The following is a 16220-nucleotide window of genomic DNA, read 5'->3' on the forward strand; positions in this document are numbered from 1 at the left end:
AAGGCGCGATGGCCCGATCCATCTCCCGCCGCGTGATCCCCCTGGTGGGCTTCGCCGGCGCCGCCGCCGCACAGGGCTTCCCGGACCGCTCGATGCGCATGGTGGTGGGCTATGCGCCCGGCGGCACGACGGATCTGGTGGCGCGCCTCGCGGCCGAATTCATGGGCCAGGATCTTGGCCAGCAGATCGTGGTGGAGAATCGCGGCGGCGCGGGCGGCGTCCCAGGCGCCTTGGCCGTGCTCCAGGCGCCGGCCGATGGCCATGTGCTGATGCTGCAATCGGGCGGCCTGAACCAGGCCGAGGCGCTGGGCACGCCGCTGCCCTTCGACGCGGTGGCCGCCTGGGCGCCGGTCGGCCTCATCGGCACCAGCGCCATCGCGCTCGTCGTGCATCCCGGCGTACCGGCCCGCAACCTGCGCGAATTGCAGGCTTACGTCCGCGCCTCGGGCCAGCCACTGCGGTTGGGCTCGCCCGGCACCAACCTCTCCGGCGCGCTCTACGCGCAGGAGATGGGCATCGAGATCGAGGAGATCCGCTATCGCGGCACCGGCCTCGTCGTGAATGACCTGCTGGCGGGGCGCGTGCAGTCCTACGCCATCGCCCTGCCCGGCATCCTCGGGCATGTCCGCTCGGGTGGGATCCGGGCGCTCGCCATCGCCTCCACCACCCGCAGCCCGGTGATGCCCGAATTGCCGACGACGGTGGAGCAGGGCTTCCCCGGCATCATCACCGCCAGCTGGTTCGGCGTGGTCGCGCGCGCCGGCACGCCGCCCGAGCGCCTGGCGCGGCTCAGCCAGTCGGTGGCGCGCATGGTGGCCGACCCCGTGATGCGCTCGCGGCTCAGCGAGGCGGGGGTGGATGTCACGCCCGATCCCGGCCCCGCCTATTTCGACACGCTGATCCGCGAGGATCGCGCGCGATGCGAGCTCGTCGTGCGGCGCGGGAATCTGCGCCAGTGACGCAAGCCACTCCCAGCCCGCATCCCCTCGCCGGCCGCCGCATCCTGGACCTGGGCGCCTTCTGCGCGCATCGCCCGCATGCGCTGGCCGCCTCCATGGCGGCGCGGCTTTGCGCGGCCTATGGGGCCGAGGTGATCCGCCCCCTGCCACCCGGCGGCGAACCCTTCGCGCAGGACGCGCCGCTGCTGCCCGATGGCCGTTCCGCGCTCGATCGCTTCCTCTCCGCCGGCAAGTCGTGCGGTGCGGCCACGGGCACCTTCGATGCGGCGATCGGCGACCGCCACGCGCTCGTCGCGCACGCGCATGGCGTGCCGGTGCAGGCGCGCATCTCGCTGCATGGCCCGGAGCAGGAGGACCCGCCCGTCACCGAGCTCGGCATCGCCGCCCTGGCCGGTCTGCTCGGCATTGTGGGCGAGGCGATGCCCGCGCCACCCTCGCGCCTCGCCGGGCATCAGGTGGCCTATGCGGCCGGCCTCGCCGCCTGCACCGCCCTGCTCGCCGCCCTGCATGGCGGTGGCGAGGAGGTGGCGGATGTCTCCCTGCTCGACGTCGCAGCCTGGCTGAACTGGAAGGTCGCCGCCGGAGTGATGGTGATGGGGCGCGCACCCACCCGCAGCGCCGCGCGCGTCACCTGGTTCACCCTGCCCTGCCGCGACGGCCACATGGCCCTGGTCTATCAGGAGAAGGACTGGCCGCCGCTGCGCGACCTGATCGGCGATGCGCGCCTGAAGGATGACGCGCTGTTCGGCGACAATGCGCGGCGCGGCGCGAACCGTGCCGCCATGCTGGAGGTGCTCGGCCCCTGGTTCGCCGCGCGCACGCGGCGCGAGATCACCCAGGCCGTGCAGGCGCACCGCATCCCGACCGGCCCCGTCCTCTGGCCCATCGAGCTGCTGGAGGATGCGCAGTTCCGCGCGCGCGATTTCCTGGGCGCCGACGGGATGCCGGCGCTGCCTCTTGCGTGGGACGGCCAGCGCCTCGCTCCCGCGCCGGGCAGGGCCACCGCCGCGCCGCCCGGGCGCCGCGTGGCCGGACGCCCGCTCAGCGGGTTGCGCGTGGTGGATCTGGGCTGGATCACCGCCGGGGCCGCCACCTCCACCCTGCTGCTCGACCTCGGCGCCGATGTCGTGAAGGTCGAGGGCCCCGGCGCGCCCGACCCTTTCCGCAACTGGGAGGGCGCCAAGCCCGGCACGGATTGGTGGAACCACTGCCCCTTCTTCAACTTCACCAATCGCGGCAAGCGCTCGCTCTGCCTCGACCTGAAGGATGAGCGCGGCCGCGCGGTGCTGCTGCGCCTGCTGGAAGATGCCGATGTGCTGGTGGAGAATTTCCGACGCGGCGTCATGGCCGCGCTCGGGCTCGACGTCGCGATGCTGCGGCAGCGCTTCCCGCGCCTCGTCATCGCCAGCATCTCGAGCCAAGGCGAGACCGGGCCGGACCGCGCCATGGTCTCCTACGGCTCCACGCTGGAAGCGAGCTCCGGCCTCGCCGCCCTCACCGGCGCCGGGGAGGCGCCCATGATCACCGGGCGCGACGTGAACTACCCCGATCAGGTGGTCTGCCTCTTCGCCGCGGGCGCCGTCATCGCGGCGCTGGAGGAACGCCGGCGCAGCGGCCAGGGCGCGCATCTGGATCTCTCGCAGCGCGAGCTCACCGCCTTCCTGCTGGGCGAGGAGTTGCTCGCCGCCGCCGCCGGCGCCCCCTCACCCCGGCGCGGCAACACGGACCCGGCGGAGCCCGGCGAACGCCTCGAGAACGACGGTATGGGCGGCTGGGAGGTGCTGCACGGCCATGGTGGCCCGGCCAGCCGCCTGCGTGTGCGCGACGGCGCGGACCTCGCCGCCGCCGCGGATTTCGCGCGCGGTACCGCCGTGCTGCGCTGCCCCGATGGCAGCCCGGCCAAGGGCATTCCCTTCCGCTTCGCGCAGCAGCGCCTGGCAGTCGAGGATGGCTGCCATCCGCTCGGCGCCGACAACCGCGCCGTGCTGCGGGAGATCGGCCTGACGGAAGACGAGGTGACCGCGCTGGAGCAGGACGGCGTGCTGGCCACGCGGCCGCGCCGCGCGGCGGAATGACTGAAAAAGGGGGGCGCCAATGCCCCCCGGCGAAGGGAGGACGCAGGATGGATGCGACAAGATGGCGGCTTCCGGTCTCGCGCCGGGCAGGCCTCGTGCTCGGAGCGGTGCTGGCCGCACCCCGGCTCGCGCGTGCGCAGGCCTTTCCGTCGCGCCCCATTCGCATGGTCGTGCCCTATCCGCCCGGCGGCGGCACCGACAATCTCGGGCGCCTCGTCGCGCGCGCGCTCTCCGACCGGCTCGGCCAGCCCGTGGTGGTGGAGAATCGCGGCGGCGCGGGCGGCAACATCGGCGCGGCGCTGGTCGCAACCTCGCCGCCGGATGGCTACACGCTGCTCTTCACGGGCAACGGCATCGCGATCAGCGACATCCTCTTCCGCAATCCCGGCTTCGACTGGAAGCGGGATTTCGTGCACATCACGCGCATCGCCTCCACGCCGATGCTGCTGGTGGTGCAGCCATCGCTGCCTGTGCGGAACCTCACGGAGTTCGTGGCCTATGCGCGGGCGCATCCGGGCCAGTTGAACCACGGCACGCCCGGCGCGGGCACCTCGCAGCACCTGGCCGCCGCGCTGTTCGACGACATGGCGGGAACCCGCATCGTGCATGTGCCGTATCGCGGCACCGGCCCCTCCGTTGCCGGCCTGCTCTCGGGCGAGGTGCAGGTCATGTATGCCTCCGTCAGCGCCGTCGAGTCGCTGATCCGCGATGGCCGCATCCGCGCGCTGGCCACCACCTCCGGACGCCGCGCCCGCGCCTGGCCGGAGCTGCCCGCCATCGCCGAGGTGCTGCCCGGCTACGCGGCCGAGCTCTGGTACACGCTGGCCGCGCCCGCCCGCACGCCGGAAGCCGCCATCACCGCCATCGAGACCGCCGCGCGCGAGATCATGGCGGACCAGACCTTCCTCTCGCTGATCATGGAGCGCGGCTTCGATCCGGAATTCCTCGACCGCGCGCAGCTCGGCCCGGCGCTGGATGCGGATGCCCAGCGCTGGGGCCCGGCGCTGCGGCGCGCCGGCATCACGGCGGAGTGACGCCTTGGCCCTGATGGTCCTGCTGAACCGCATCCAGTTCGCGTCCGGCGCGATCGTGGAGACGGCCGGAGAACTGGCGCTGGCCGGGATCACGCGCCCGCTCATCGTCACCGATGCGGGCGTGATCGCGGCGGGCCTTTGGGACCAGCTGCGCGCGGCGTTACCCGCCGGAATGCCGCTCACGGTCTTCTCCGCGGTGCCGCCCAATCCGACCGAAGCCGCGGTGCGCGAAGCGGTCGCCGCCTATCATGCGCATGGCGCCGATGGCGTTCTGGCGCTGGGCGGTGGTTCGCCCATGGATCTCGCCAAGGCGGTCGCGCTGCTGGCGACGCATGATGACGCGAGCCTCGCGCCATATGCCGTGGTCGAGGGTGGACTCGCGCGCATCACCGCCCGCGCGGCGCCCATCGTCGCGGTGCCCACCACCGCCGGCACGGGCAGCGAGGTCTCGCGCGGCGCGCTCATCGTGATGCGGGATGGCCGGAAGCTCTCCATCGGCAGTCCGTACCTCATCCCACGCGCCGCCATCTGCGACCCGGACCTCACCCTCGGCCTGCCGGCCGGCCTGACGGCGGGCACCGGCATGGATGCGCTGACCCATGGCGTGGAGACGCTCTGCTCGCCGCGCGAAAACCCGATCGCCGACGCCATCGCGCGTGACGGGCTGCGGCGCGCCTGGGCGAACCTGCCGCGCGCGGTGGCCGATGGCGCGGATCGCGCGGCGCGGCAGCAGATGATGCTGGCCTCGGTCGAGGTGGCACTCGCCTTCCAGAAGGGGCTGGGCGCGGTGCATGCCCTCTCGCATCCGCTGGGCGGTCTCGCCGTCTCGCCGCATCACGGCACGCTGAACGGCCTGCTGCTGCCCCATGTGCTGCGCTTCAACGCACCCAGCCTCACAGCGGTGCTGCCGCTGCTGGGCGATGCGATGGGGCTCGACGACCACCGCGCGGAAGCGATCGCCGATGCGATCGCCGCACTCCATGAACAGATCGGCCTGCACCGGCGCCTCGCCGCGCTGGGTGTCACGGCTGACGATCTTCCCGCCCTTGCCGCCGCGGCGACGCGGGATCACCATCATCTGACAAATCCGCGCCGCGCCAGCGAGGCCGAGTATCTCGCCCTGCTGCAAGCGGCGTTCTGACCGGGGGAAACATGGCCAGCGATCCGCGAACGATGTTCGAGAAGATCTGGGCGCGGCACCGCGTGCTGGAGCGCGAGGACGGGCAGACCCTGCTCTATGTGGACCGCCACCTGGTGCATGACGGCTCGGCCCCCGCTTTCGAGATGCTGCGCAAGCGCGGCATCGCGCCCCGCGCGCCGGACCGCATCTTCGCCACCCCGGACCACTACGTGCCGACCGACACGCGCGATGTGGACGCGATCGCCAACACCGAGCACCGCGGCATGGTGGAGGCGCTGGAGCGCAACGCGGCGGAAAGCGGCTTCCGCCTCTTTGGGCTGAAGGATGGCGGCCAGGGCATCGTGCATGTCGTCGGCCCCGAGACGGGGCTCAGCCAGCCCGGCATGCTGATCGTCTGCGGCGACAGCCATACCTCAACCCATGGCGCGCTGGGCGCGCTCGCCTTCGGCATCGGCTCGACCGAGGTGGCGCATGTGCTGGGCACGCAGACGCTGTGGCAGCGCAAGCCGCGCACCATGCGGATCACGGTGAACGGCACGCTCGGCTTCGGCGTCACGGCGAAGGATGTGATCCTCGCCATCATCGCCGAGATCGGCGCGGCGGGCGCGACCGGCCATGTCATCGAATATGCCGGTAGCGCCATCACGGGCCTCTCCATGGAAGGCCGGCTGACCTTGTGCAACATGTCCATCGAGGCCGGCGGCCGCGCGGGCATGGTGGCGCCGGACGAGACGACCTTCGCCTACCTGAAAGGCCGCGAATACGCCCCCGCCGACTGGGACCTGGCCGTGGCCCGCTGGCGCGAATTGCCGAGCGATCCGGGCGCCGTCTTCGACCGCGAGGTGGTGCTGGATGGCAACGCCATCGCGCCCATGGTGACCTGGGGCAACAGCCCTGAGGATGCGCTGCCCATCACCGCCAGCCTGCCCGATCCGGAGCGCGAGGCGGATGCCGAGCGCGCCGCCACGATCCGCGCCAACTTCGCCTATATGGGCCTCGCCCCCGGCATGCCGCTCACCGACATCAAGGTGGATCGCGTCTTCATCGGCTCCTGCACGAATGGCCGCATCGAGGATCTGCGCGCGGCGGCGGAGGTCGCGCGCGGCCGCCGCGTGGCGCCGGGCGTCACCGCCTGGGTGGTGCCGGGCTCCGCGCCCGTGAAGCGCCAGGCGGAGGCGGAGGGCCTGGACCGCGTCTTCACCGAGGCGGGCTTTGCCTGGCGCGAGGCTGGCTGTTCCATGTGCCTCGGGACCAATGGCGAGATCGCAGCCCCGGGCGAGCGCGTCGCCTCCACCTCCAACCGCAATTTCCGCGGGCGGCAGGGGCCGGGCGCCCGGACGCATCTGCTGGGGCCCGCCATGGCAGCGGCCGCGGCCGTGACCGGGCATCTCGCCGATGTCCGCCAGATCATGGCGGGGGGCTGAGGCGATGGAGCCTTTCCGCACCCTGCGTTCCGCCGCCGTGCCCTTTGCGCGCTCCAACATCGACACGGACCAGATCCTCCCCGCGCGCTTCCTCTCCCGCCCGCGGGACGACAATCACGGCGCCTATCTCTTCCGCGACCTGCGCCTCGATCCCGACGGCAATGAGATCGCGGATTTCCCGCTCAACCAGCCACATTGGCGCGAGGCGCGCATCGCCCTCGGCGGCCGCAACTTCGCCTGCGGCTCCTCGCGCGAGAATGCCGTCTGGGCGCTCTACGACCACGGCGTGCGGGCGGTGATCGCGCCTTCCTTTGGCGACATCTTCGCCAATAATTCCGTGAAGAACGGCATGCTGGCCGTGACGCTGCCGGAGGAGGTGGTGGCCTCTCTCATCGCGCAGAGCATCGCCGATCCGGCGGCCGAGATCGCGATTGACCTGCCAGCGCAGACCGTCACGGGCCCGGATGGCGCGGTCCACCATTTCGAGATCGACCCCTTCGCCAAGAAGAGCCTGCTCGAGGGCCTCGACGAACTGGGCTTCACCCTGACCCATGCCGAGGAGATCGCCGCCTTCGAGCGGCGCCTCGGCCGTGACAATTTCTGATCGGAGAACCTCATGCACATCGCGGTACTGGGTGGGGACGGCATCGGCCCGGAGGTCACGGCGCAGGCGGTGAAGGCCCTGCGCGCCGTGGCCGCCAATGGCCCGCAATTCGAGATGACCGAGGCGAAGATCGGCGATGCCGCCTTCGACGCGGAGGGCGACCCGCTGCCGGAGCGGACGGCGCAGCTGGCCGAACGCGCGGACGCCATCCTCTTCGGCGCGGCCGGCACCTTCGACAGCGACCTGCGCCCGCCCGAGCAGCGCGGCGGCCATGCGCTGCTGCGGCTGCGCAAGCGCATGGACCTCTTCGCCAATTTCCGCCCCGTCTTCGCCATCCCCGAATTGGCCGGCGCCTCCACGCTGCGCCGCGACGTGCTGAAGAACGTGGACCTCGTCGTGCTGCGGGAGCTGACGGGCGACATCTATTTCGGCCAGCCGCGCGGGATCCATGTCGAGGGTGGCGAGCGTGTTGGCATCAACACCATGCGCTACACGGAGAGCGAGATCCGCCGTGTGGCGCATGCGGGCTTCCAGGCGGCACGCGCGCGCAAGAAGAAGCTCTGCTCCGTGGACAAGGCCAATGTGCTGGAGACGATGGTGCTCTGGCGCGAGGTCGTCACCGAAGTCGGCCGTGAGTATCCGGATGTGGAGCTGTCGCATCTCTACGTGGATGCGGCGGCGATGCTGCTGATCCGCAAGCCGGCCGATTTCGACGTGATCGTCACCGGCAATATCTTCGGCGACATCCTGTCTGACGCCGCAGCCATGCTGACCGGCTCGCTCGGCATGCTGCCTTCCGCCTCCATCAACGCCGAGGGCAAAGGCCTCTACGAGCCGGTGCATGGCTCAGCGCCTGACATCGCGGGCCGGGACATCGCCAATCCGCTGGCCTCCATCCTGTCGGCCGCCATGATGCTGCGCCAGTCGCTGGGCCAGCCCGAGGGTGCGGCACGCATCGAGCGCGCGGTGCGCCGCGTGCTGGCGGAAGGCTATCGCACCGCCGACATCATGGAGGATGGCGCCCATCTGCTCGGCACCGAGGCGATGGGCGATGCCGTCGCCAAGGAGATACTGCGCCTCGCCGACTGACGGCGAACCAACACGGGAGGAACGAAGATGCACCAGAGGATTTCGCGTCGCGCCCTGTTCGCGGCCACCTTGGCCACGCCTTCCCTGGCGCTGGCCCAGTCGGAATGGCCCAACCGGCCCATCCGGTTCATCGTCGCCTTCGCGGCCGGCGGCGCAGCTGACACGGCGGCGCGCGCCATGGCCGCGGACATGCAGGAGGCGCTGGGCCAGAGCATCGTGATCGAGAACCGCACCGGCGGAAACGCCGTGATCGCCGCCAGCGCCACGCTGCAGGCGCCGCGGGACGGCTACACCTTCCTGGTGGATGCGGCGAACCAGCTCACCAACCCGATCCTGATGCGCGACCTGCCCTTCGACTACGCGCAATCCTTCGTGCCGGTGACGCAGATCTCCTCCTTCCCGCAGGTGATCGCGGTGCGACATGACTTCCCAGCGCGGAACCTGGCCGAGTTCATCGCCGTGGCGAAGGCGCGGCCGAACACGATCAGTGTCGGCACGCCGCCGGCGGCCGGCATGGCGCATCTGGCGCTCGCTGCCTTCGAGCAGAAGGCCGGCATCCGCCTCGTGCATGCGCCTTACCGCGGAGGCGCGGATGCGGCGCGCGACATCATGGCCGGCAGCATCGAGGCGGCGCTGATCACCACCTCCTCCATCCGCCCGCCCGTGCAGGCCGGGCGGGCGCGAGTCCTGGCGGTGACGAGCCTGGAGCGCATCGCCTCGCTGCCCGATGTGCCGACCATCGCGGAATCGGGATTCCCCGGCTTCGACATGAACGACTGGAACGGCCTCTTCGCCGCGACCGGCACGCCTGCGGCGGCCATCACGCGGTTGGCGGCGGTGGCAGCGGTCTCGGCCCGCGCCCCTGCCGTCCGCGCGCGCATGGACCCAGCCGGGGCGATCATGGTCGGCAATACGCCGGAGGCCTTCGCAAACTGGCTCACCATCCAGCGCCGGACAGCGGCGGAGGTGATCCGTGCCTCCGGGATCACCCTGGGTTAGAGGCGAGGCGCGCGGGTCGCTGCCCTGGACGCAGGCCGCTGGCGGCTGGGGTGGCGGGCCTGCCGAGACCGTCACGGATCACCAAGGGCAGGCTGCGGCGGGGCTCCGCACGGTCACCGCGGTTGGAACATGGGGAGTGCGCCCAGCCCGACGAAAGACTGCCAAGCCCAAGGGCCAGGCATGTCGGCACGAACGCGCGGAATGGGAATGGCACGCGTTTCGTCCTCCATGGCGCAAAGGCAAGTGCGGTGTGGACATTGCTCTGCCATGCCAACGACGAAACCGGCCGCGCGTTGCGTGCCGAGGCTCCGGCTGGAGGCCCATGTATGGGAACGGCAGGCCATCCGGACTCTGCGGCCACGCTGATTGACACGCCGGCTGACCGACACCTAGGCTTCCGCGCCAACGTCATTAAAACAAAAGCAGGAACGCCGACTTGGCCAGATACCACCTGAAGCAGGCAAAGCCCGTCCTTCCCGCCGACCGCCGCGCGCTGGAAGATCGCGTGCGCGCGATCCTGGATGACATCGCCACAGGCGGCGACGACGCGGTGCGCCGCTACGCCCGCGAGTTCGACCGCTGGACCGCGCCCGATTTCCGCGTGACGCCCGATCAGATCCGCCGCGTGGAGCGCGCCCTGCCGGAAACCTTCAAGGAGGATTTCGCCTGGTGCCACGCCCGCGTGACCGACTTCGCCAAGGCGCAGCGCGATTCCATCGGCGAATTCGAGACGGAGGTGGAGCCCGGCATCGTGCTGGGCCAGAAGCTCATCCCCGTGGCGCGGGCCGGCTGCTACATCCCCGGCGGCAAGTATCCGCTCATCTCGGCCGCCATCATGTCGGTGGCGACCGCCAAGGTGGCGGGCGTGGGCCATGTGATCGGCGCGGCACCGCCGCGCGATGCCGATGGAATCTATCCGCAGACGCTCTACGCGCTGCATGCCTCGGGCGCGGATGAGATCTACTGCATCGGCGGTGTGCAGGCGCTGGCCTCCATGGCCTATGGCCGCGTGGGCATGACGCCGCGCGACATCATCACCGGCCCCGGCAACGCCTTCGTCGCCGAGGCCAAGCGGCAATTGTTCGGCACCGTCGGCATCGACCTGCTGGCCGGCCCGACCGAGATCATGGTCATCGCGGATGAAACCGCCGACCCCGCGCTGGTGGCGACCGACCTGCTGGGCCAGGCCGAGCATGGGCCGGACAGCCCGGCCTGGCTCGTCACCACCTCGCGCGACTTCGGCGAGAAGGTGCTGGCCGAGATCGCGCTGCAGCTCGAGACGCTGCCCACGGCCGCCGTCGCCGGCAAGGCGTGGGAGGTGTTCGGCGAGGTCATCGTCGTGGACAGCGACGAGGAAGCGGCGGCCGTCAGCGACGAATACGCGCCCGAGCACCTGGAGGTGCAGACCGCGCGCGACGACTGGTACCTCCAGCGCCTCACCAACTACGGCAGCCTCTTCCTGGGTGAGCAATCCACCGTCGCCTATGGCGACAAGGGCGTGGGCACCAACCACACACTGCCGACGGGCAGGGCTGGTCGCTACACGGGCGGGCTCTGGGTCGGCAAGTTCATCAAGACCGTCACCTGGCAGCGCCTGACAGACGAAGCCTCGCGCCGGATCGCGCCCATCATGGGCCGCATCTGCCACGAGGAGGGGATGCTGGCCCATGAAAAGACGGCCGATGTCCGCTTCGCGCGCTACGCGCCCAAGAACGTGTAGCGACACGGGTCTTCCGCTGGCCCGGCGGCTTCCGGCGGAAACTGGTTCCGACAACGACGCAGCTAGCCCGACAGAGGCTCGCGCAAAGGGAGAGACGGTCCAATGAGCACTTCCCGCAGACATCTCATGCAGGGCGTGGGCGGCATCGCCCTGACCAGTGGCCTTGCAGCGCCCGCCCTGGCGCAGGGCGGCGTGCGCGTCGCACGCGTCTGGGGCGAACCCGGCCCCTATGGCGGCGTCTTCGTCCAGGGCATGAACGAATGGGCGCAGCGCAACAACGCCAATATCCGCTTCGAGGTGGAGCAGATCCCCTGGGACGGCGTCACGGTGAAGCTGACCACAGACCTCGCCGCCCGCCGCCCGCCCGCGCTGATCAGCGTGGAAAGCCCCATCGCCTACCAGCTTGCCGCCGAGGAGCTGCTGGAGCCGGTGGAGGATGTGAACCGCGCGATCCGCGCACAGGAACGCCTGGTGGATGGCTTCACACTGGAGCAGTTCGGCGCCTGGAAGGGCGTGCAATATGCCGTGCCCGTGCATCACCAACCCTGCCTCCTGGTCGTGCAGAAGGATGTGATCGACGAGCTGGGCCTGGGTGACCCCGCCACCTGGAACTGGGACCAGTTCGCCAATGCCGCGCGCACCATCGCCGAGCGCAAGCCCGGCATGTCCGGCTACACCATGGCACTGGGACGCAACCTCTGCGCCGATTATCACATCACGCAGTTTATCTGGCAGGCCGGCGGCCTGACCTGGGACGCGCGGGACAATTTCCGGACGGTGTTCGACAGCGCCGGCACGCTCGAGGCCTTCGAGATGATCCGGCGCCTGCAGCCCGCCATGCCGCGCTCGGCGGTCGAGTTCAGCTTCCTGCAGGTGGTGGACCAGCACGTCGCCGGCCGCACCGCCATGTCGGCCTATTGGGGCCGCACCATGGGCCGCGCGGCGGAGGAGACGCCCGCGCTGTTCAACAACATGGAATACTACCTCAACCCGGCGCACCCGCGCACCGGCGGGCGCTGGTCCTGGACGGACATCAATGGCTGGATCATTCCCCGCCGCGACAACCCCTTCATCCGCGAGACGAAGGAGGCGGTGGCCTACGTCTCCAACAGCGTGGACTGGATGGTGCGCTACAGTCAGAGCCTGATGCCCAATGTGGGCCCGGTCTTCAAGGATGTGGCGAGCGCGCCGGCGATGCTGGCGCACCCCTTCTACCAGTCGAAGCGGCGCTCGCTGGATGTCATCTTCAAGGACAGCGTGCCGCATGCCTGCAACACGGGCCTCGAACAGAAGCGCGGCGTGAACCCGCTGGCGGGTGTCGCGCATGGCCGGAGCGTCTGGGCGCAGGCGGTGCAGCGCATGCTGCTGAACAACGAGGCGCCCAAGACCGCGATCGAGTGGGGCCAGCGCCAGTTCGAGGGCATCCGCCGCGACAACGCCCGCATGCTCGCGCGCTGACGCATGGCAGGAACCCGGCCCGCGGCGCCCGAAAGGCGCCGCTTCACTCTCTCCGACCGCCAGGTCGGGATCCTGTTCATGCTGCCCTTCATCGTCACGGCCGCGCTCTTCATGGTGTGGCCGGTGGTCGAAGCGGTGCGGATGGCGTTCTACGCCTATAACCCGCTCCGCCCCGACGACATCTACTGGGTGGGCCTGGAGAACTTCGAGCGCATCTTCGACGACCCGCTGTTCTGGGACAGCTTCCGCCAGGCTCTGATCTGGACCGGATGGTCCATCCTGTTCCAGACCGTGCTGGGCGTAGCCCTCGCGCTGCTGCTGAACCTGACGCTGCCCGGCATGGCCATCTATCGCGGCCTGCTGCTGTTTCCCTACATCGTACCCACGGTGGTCATTGCGCTCAACTGGCGCTGGATCTTCAATTCCGAGATCGGCATCGTGAACCACGCCCTGCTGAGCATGGGCCTCATCTCGGAGAACATCGCCTGGCTCTCCACGCCGGACATGGCAATGCTCTCGGCCATCCTGCTGAACGTCTGGAAGTACACGCCCTTCGTCGTCATCTGCGTGCTGGCGCGGCTGCAGACCATCCCGACCGAGCTCTATGACGCGGCCAAGGTGGATGGCGCGGGCGCCTGGCGCCGCTTCATGGACATCACGCTGCCCATGCTGAAGGAGGTGCTGGTGGTGGTGATCGTCTTCCGCACCATCTGGACCTTCAACAAGTTTGAGGAAATCTACCTGCTGACGCGTGGCGGGCCCGGCACCTCCACCTTCAACCTCGCCGTCTACGCCTTCGAGGAAGGCATGGCGAACCTGCGCCTGGGCGTCGCCGCGGCCACGGGGGTGGTCATGATCGGCCTGCTGTTGGTGGGCACCATCATCTATGTGCGCGTCTCGGGCTTCGGGCGCGAGGAGAAGACCGCATGACCCCGCGCGACGTGACGCTGCGCCTCTTCCTCTACGCGGCGCTGACGGCGGTGACCTTCCTGGTCTGCTTCCCGCTGATCTGGGCCTTCTTCACCAGCATGAAGCCCAAGGAGGAGATCTTCCTCTGGCCGCCCACCCTTTGGCCCAGCACCTGGACGCTGGAAAACTACCGCGCCCTGCTGGTCGGCCGCGACGCCTATTTCCAGGCCGGCGGCAGCAGCGGCGCCACGCCGCCACCCTCGGCCTTCTTCCTCGACTGGTTCTGGAACAGCGTGATCGTCACACTCTGTACCACGCTGATCACCACCATCGTCTCCACCCTCGCCGCCTATTCGCTGACACGCTTCACCTTCCCGGGCCAGCGCTCCGTGCCCTACCTCGCGCTGGTGGGCTACATGGTGCCCTCCATCATCTTCGTCTTCCCGATGTTCCTCGTGATGGTGGACCTGCGCCTGACCGATACGCTGTTCTCCCTGATCCTGGGTTATGTCTGCATCACCCTGCCCTTCTCCATGTGGCTGATGTGGGCCTTCTTCCGCGGTGTCCCGGTCGAGATCGAGGAAGCGGCCCTGGTGGATGGCGCCTCACGCCTGCGCGTCTTCTGGGAGATCGTGCTGCCCACGGCCTGGCCCGGCATCGTGGCGGCCGCTATCTTCACACTCATCGTGTCCTGGAACGACTACCTGTTCGGCCGCGTCTTCATGAACAGCATGGAGAAGCTGCCGCTCACGGTCGGCGTCATGCATTTCTTCGACGGCACGCATGTGGACTGGGGGCTGATGATGGCCTCCTCCGTCCTCATGACGGTGCCGATGGCGATCCTGTTCATGGCGTTCCAGCGGCACCTCGTCGCCGGCTTCGGCGCCGGCGCGGTGAAGGGCTGAGATCCATGGATGTCCGCATCGAACGACTCTCCAAGTCCTTCGGCACGAACCAGGTGCTGAAGTCGCTCGACATGACCTTCCCCGAGCGGCAGTTCGTCACCCTGCTGGGGCCCTCGGGCTGCGGCAAGACCACGTTGCTGCGGATGATCGCGGGGCTGGAGCGCGCGACGGAGGGGCAGATCTACTTCGGCGGGCGACGCGTGGACCACCTCTCGCCGGCCGACCGCAACATCGCCATGGTGTTCCAGTCCTACGCGCTCTACCCGACCATGGATGTGGCGGCGAATATCGGCTACGGCCTGAAGGTGCGGGGTACGCCGAAGGCCGAACGCGCCGAGAAGGTGGGCGTCGTCGCCCGCGTGCTGGAGATCGCGCAACTGCTCACGCGCAAGCCGCGGGCGCTTTCGGGTGGGCAACGGCAGCGCGTGGCACTGGGCCGCGCGATGGTGCGCCGGCCAGACATTTTCCTGATGGACGAGCCGCTCTCCAACCTGGATGCCAAGCTGCGCGCCACCATGCGTGGCGAGCTGAAGCGGTTCCACCTCGACCTCGAGACCACCTCGATCTACGTCACGCATGACCAGCTGGAAGCGATGACCATGTCGGACCTCGTCGCCGTCATGAACCAGGGGGTGGTGCAGCAATTCGGCACGCCTGAGGAGGTCTATGACCGCCCGGCCAATCTCTTCGTCGCCGGCTTCATCGGCAGCCCGCCGATGAACTTCGCCGAAGTGGAGTTGGACGGGCTGGATGGCGCGCCCGTGCTCCGCCTGGCGGGCCGCGCCCTGCCGGCGCCGCTGCAATTCGACCTCAGCCGCGCGCCGCGCAGCCTCGTGCTGGGTGTCAGGCCCCAGGATGTGACGATGGCCGCGCTGGACGACCCACATGCCGTGCCGGGAAAGGTCTGGATCACCGAGCTGATCGGCTCCGAGCGCCTGATCGAGGTTGAGATCGCGCCCCGGCTGCGGATCACCGCGGAGGTCCGCAGCGACATCCGCGCGGCGCTCAACGCCCCCGCCGCCCTCGCCTTCGATCCGGCAAGGCTGCACCTCTTCGATCCCGCCACCGGCCTGGCCTTGCCGCGCCTGTAGACTCCCCCCCATCAATTCGCACTTCGACGCGGCGGTGTGTGATCCGCCGCAGGCAGCGATGCAGCGAAGAGCGGGTAAGGTCCGGGATGGTGGCCTGCAGAGCGAAGAGGCAATCGTCGAGCGGTAGCAAGGTGTGACGGCGGAAGGTGACGACCACTGCCTCCTCCTTCATGGTCAGCATCGTCGATGCTGGGCTCCTGGGCCCGTTGGCAAGTCCCTGGCCGAGGCTCGTGCCCGCCACTTGGCGACAATCCTCGGGTTGATCCCGTGGCGCCGCGCCAGAACCCTCATGCTTTCATGACTAAGCTGTATCGCTGGAAGGCCCGCCTCTGTCGCTGCGCTCCGGTAGGGGCGGAAATGCAAAAAGCCCACCGACGATTGCCGGTGGGCTTGATGTGTTCTCGCGTTCTGTATCAGTGGATGCGGGGACACGCAACCGACGGCGCCATTACATCGCCCTCGCAATCTAAGGCTGAGCTCAGACGAATTTCGGTGAAGCCTAGGCCTCTCCCCCGGAGAACATGCAGCAGAACCGGCATGCTCTCGACGCCGGGGCGCAAAGTGGCCTCAGCCTAGTAAGGTCTAACCTGGCTCGGCCAGCGCCAAACAAGGGGTCACGCGAGGGCTGGGAGGTGGGCGAGGTCTACGCCGACTATGCCATCAGCGGGGCGACTGCCGCGCGGCCGCGCTTCCAGCAGTTGGTCACGGACGCGCGGTTGGGGCGATTCGGATTGGTGCTGGCCGAGGCCTTGGACCGGATCAGCCGGGACCGGGAGGGGCATGACGCGCCTGCACCCGCCGCCCTCAATCTC

13 protein-coding genes and 2 pseudogenes are annotated in these 16220 nt (G+C 69.6%); 14 read left to right on the forward strand and 1 reads right to left on the reverse strand.

Annotated features, from left to right (window positions below; all coding sequences use genetic code 11):
• Positions 1-8: 8 nt before the first annotated feature.
• The 13 genes from R9Z33_RS17680 to R9Z33_RS17740 all read left to right on the forward strand — a co-directional run bounded on the left by R9Z33_RS17680 (position 9) and on the right by R9Z33_RS17740 (position 15408).
• Entirely contained in the window at positions 9-959 is a 951-nt protein-coding gene (locus R9Z33_RS17680) for a Bug family tripartite tricarboxylate transporter substrate binding protein (RefSeq protein WP_318647889.1), read from the forward strand.
• Positions 956-3034 (forward strand): CaiB/BaiF CoA-transferase family protein, encoded by a 2079-nt coding sequence (locus R9Z33_RS17685; RefSeq protein WP_318647890.1) that lies wholly within the window; start codon positions 956-958, stop codon positions 3032-3034. Before R9Z33_RS17680 ends, R9Z33_RS17685 begins: the two co-directional genes overlap by 4 nt.
• Before the next feature lie 47 nt (positions 3035-3081).
• Positions 3082-4068, forward strand: a complete 987-nt coding sequence (locus R9Z33_RS17690; protein ID WP_318647891.1) for a Bug family tripartite tricarboxylate transporter substrate binding protein — start codon at positions 3082-3084, stop codon at positions 4066-4068.
• A gap of 13 nt (positions 4069-4081) precedes the next feature.
• Positions 4082-5209: an iron-containing alcohol dehydrogenase gene (locus R9Z33_RS17695; protein WP_318651666.1), complete on the forward strand. Its 1128-nt coding sequence runs from the start codon at positions 4082-4084 to the stop codon at positions 5207-5209.
• Positions 5210-5241: 32 nt separating this feature from the next.
• The gene (gene leuC, locus R9Z33_RS17700; protein WP_318647892.1) at positions 5242-6633 is read left to right on the forward strand and encodes a 3-isopropylmalate dehydratase large subunit; all 1392 of its coding nucleotides are present in this window, start codon (positions 5242-5244) and stop codon (positions 6631-6633) included.
• The gene (gene leuD, locus R9Z33_RS17705; RefSeq protein WP_318647893.1) at positions 6605-7237 is read left to right on the forward strand and encodes a 3-isopropylmalate dehydratase small subunit; all 633 of its coding nucleotides are present in this window, start codon (positions 6605-6607) and stop codon (positions 7235-7237) included. The genes leuC and leuD overlap by 29 nt, the downstream gene beginning before the upstream one ends.
• Before the next feature lie 12 nt (positions 7238-7249).
• Positions 7250-8326, forward strand: a complete 1077-nt coding sequence (gene leuB, locus R9Z33_RS17710; protein WP_318647894.1) for a 3-isopropylmalate dehydrogenase — start codon at positions 7250-7252, stop codon at positions 8324-8326.
• A gap of 69 nt (positions 8327-8395) precedes the next feature.
• Positions 8396-9325, forward strand: a complete 930-nt coding sequence (locus R9Z33_RS17715; RefSeq protein ID WP_318647895.1) for a Bug family tripartite tricarboxylate transporter substrate binding protein — start codon at positions 8396-8398, stop codon at positions 9323-9325.
• 436 nt (positions 9326-9761) lie between these two features.
• The gene (hisD, locus tag R9Z33_RS17720) at positions 9762-11045 is read left to right on the forward strand and encodes a histidinol dehydrogenase (protein WP_318647896.1); all 1284 of its coding nucleotides are present in this window, start codon (positions 9762-9764) and stop codon (positions 11043-11045) included.
• Positions 11046-11147: 102 nt separating this feature from the next.
• A complete protein-coding gene (locus R9Z33_RS17725) occupies positions 11148-12503 on the forward strand; it encodes an ABC transporter substrate-binding protein (RefSeq protein WP_318647897.1) in 1356 nt (451 codons plus the stop codon).
• 78 nt (positions 12504-12581) lie between these two features.
• Complete coding sequence (locus R9Z33_RS17730) at positions 12582-13433, forward strand: carbohydrate ABC transporter permease (protein WP_318647898.1); 852 nt, start codon at positions 12582-12584, stop codon at positions 13431-13433.
• Complete coding sequence (locus R9Z33_RS17735) at positions 13430-14317, forward strand: carbohydrate ABC transporter permease (protein WP_318647899.1); 888 nt, start codon at positions 13430-13432, stop codon at positions 14315-14317. The genes R9Z33_RS17730 and R9Z33_RS17735 overlap by 4 nt, the downstream gene beginning before the upstream one ends.
• Positions 14318-14322: 5 nt before the next feature.
• On the forward strand, positions 14323-15408 hold the full coding sequence (locus R9Z33_RS17740; RefSeq protein WP_318647900.1) for an ABC transporter ATP-binding protein: 1086 nt from the start codon (positions 14323-14325) through the stop codon (positions 15406-15408).
• Between the two features lie 43 nt (positions 15409-15451).
• Here the strand turns inward: R9Z33_RS17740 and R9Z33_RS17745 are convergent.
• Positions 15452-15780: pseudogene (locus R9Z33_RS17745) on the reverse strand (IS481 family transposase); the annotation flags it as partial.
• Between the two features lie 149 nt (positions 15781-15929).
• Between R9Z33_RS17745 and R9Z33_RS17750 the strand changes: the two are divergent.
• Positions 15930-16166 (forward strand): annotated as a pseudogene (locus R9Z33_RS17750) (recombinase family protein); the annotation flags it as partial.
• Positions 16167-16220: the final 54 nt, after the last annotated feature.

This window comes from Sediminicoccus rosea (assembly GCF_033547095.1).
Classification (GTDB): Bacteria; Pseudomonadota; Alphaproteobacteria; order Acetobacterales; family Acetobacteraceae; genus Roseococcus; species Roseococcus rosea.

What these genes read in the sequence shown, in the direction of transcription:
- R9Z33_RS17680 (WP_318647889.1), top strand. Translation starts at nt 9, where the DNA reads ATGGCCCGATCCATCTCCCGCCGCGTGATCCCCCTGGTGGGCTTCGCC.
- leuD (WP_318647893.1), top strand. Translation starts at nt 6,605, where the DNA reads ATGTCCGCCAGATCATGGCGGGGGGCTGAGGCGATGGAGCCTTTCCGC.
- R9Z33_RS17730 (WP_318647898.1), top strand. Translation starts at nt 12,582, where the DNA reads ATGCTGCCCTTCATCGTCACGGCCGCGCTCTTCATGGTGTGGCCGGTG.
- R9Z33_RS17725 (WP_318647897.1), top strand. Translation starts at nt 11,148, where the DNA reads ATGAGCACTTCCCGCAGACATCTCATGCAGGGCGTGGGCGGCATCGCC.
- leuC (WP_318647892.1), top strand. Translation starts at nt 5,242, where the DNA reads ATGTTCGAGAAGATCTGGGCGCGGCACCGCGTGCTGGAGCGCGAGGAC.
- R9Z33_RS17690 (WP_318647891.1), top strand. Translation starts at nt 3,082, where the DNA reads ATGGATGCGACAAGATGGCGGCTTCCGGTCTCGCGCCGGGCAGGCCTC.
- R9Z33_RS17740 (WP_318647900.1), top strand. Translation starts at nt 14,323, where the DNA reads ATGGATGTCCGCATCGAACGACTCTCCAAGTCCTTCGGCACGAACCAG.
- R9Z33_RS17735 (WP_318647899.1), top strand. Translation starts at nt 13,430, where the DNA reads ATGACCCCGCGCGACGTGACGCTGCGCCTCTTCCTCTACGCGGCGCTG.
- leuB (WP_318647894.1), top strand. Translation starts at nt 7,250, where the DNA reads ATGCACATCGCGGTACTGGGTGGGGACGGCATCGGCCCGGAGGTCACG.
- R9Z33_RS17695 (WP_318651666.1), top strand. Translation starts at nt 4,082, where the DNA reads ATGGTCCTGCTGAACCGCATCCAGTTCGCGTCCGGCGCGATCGTGGAG.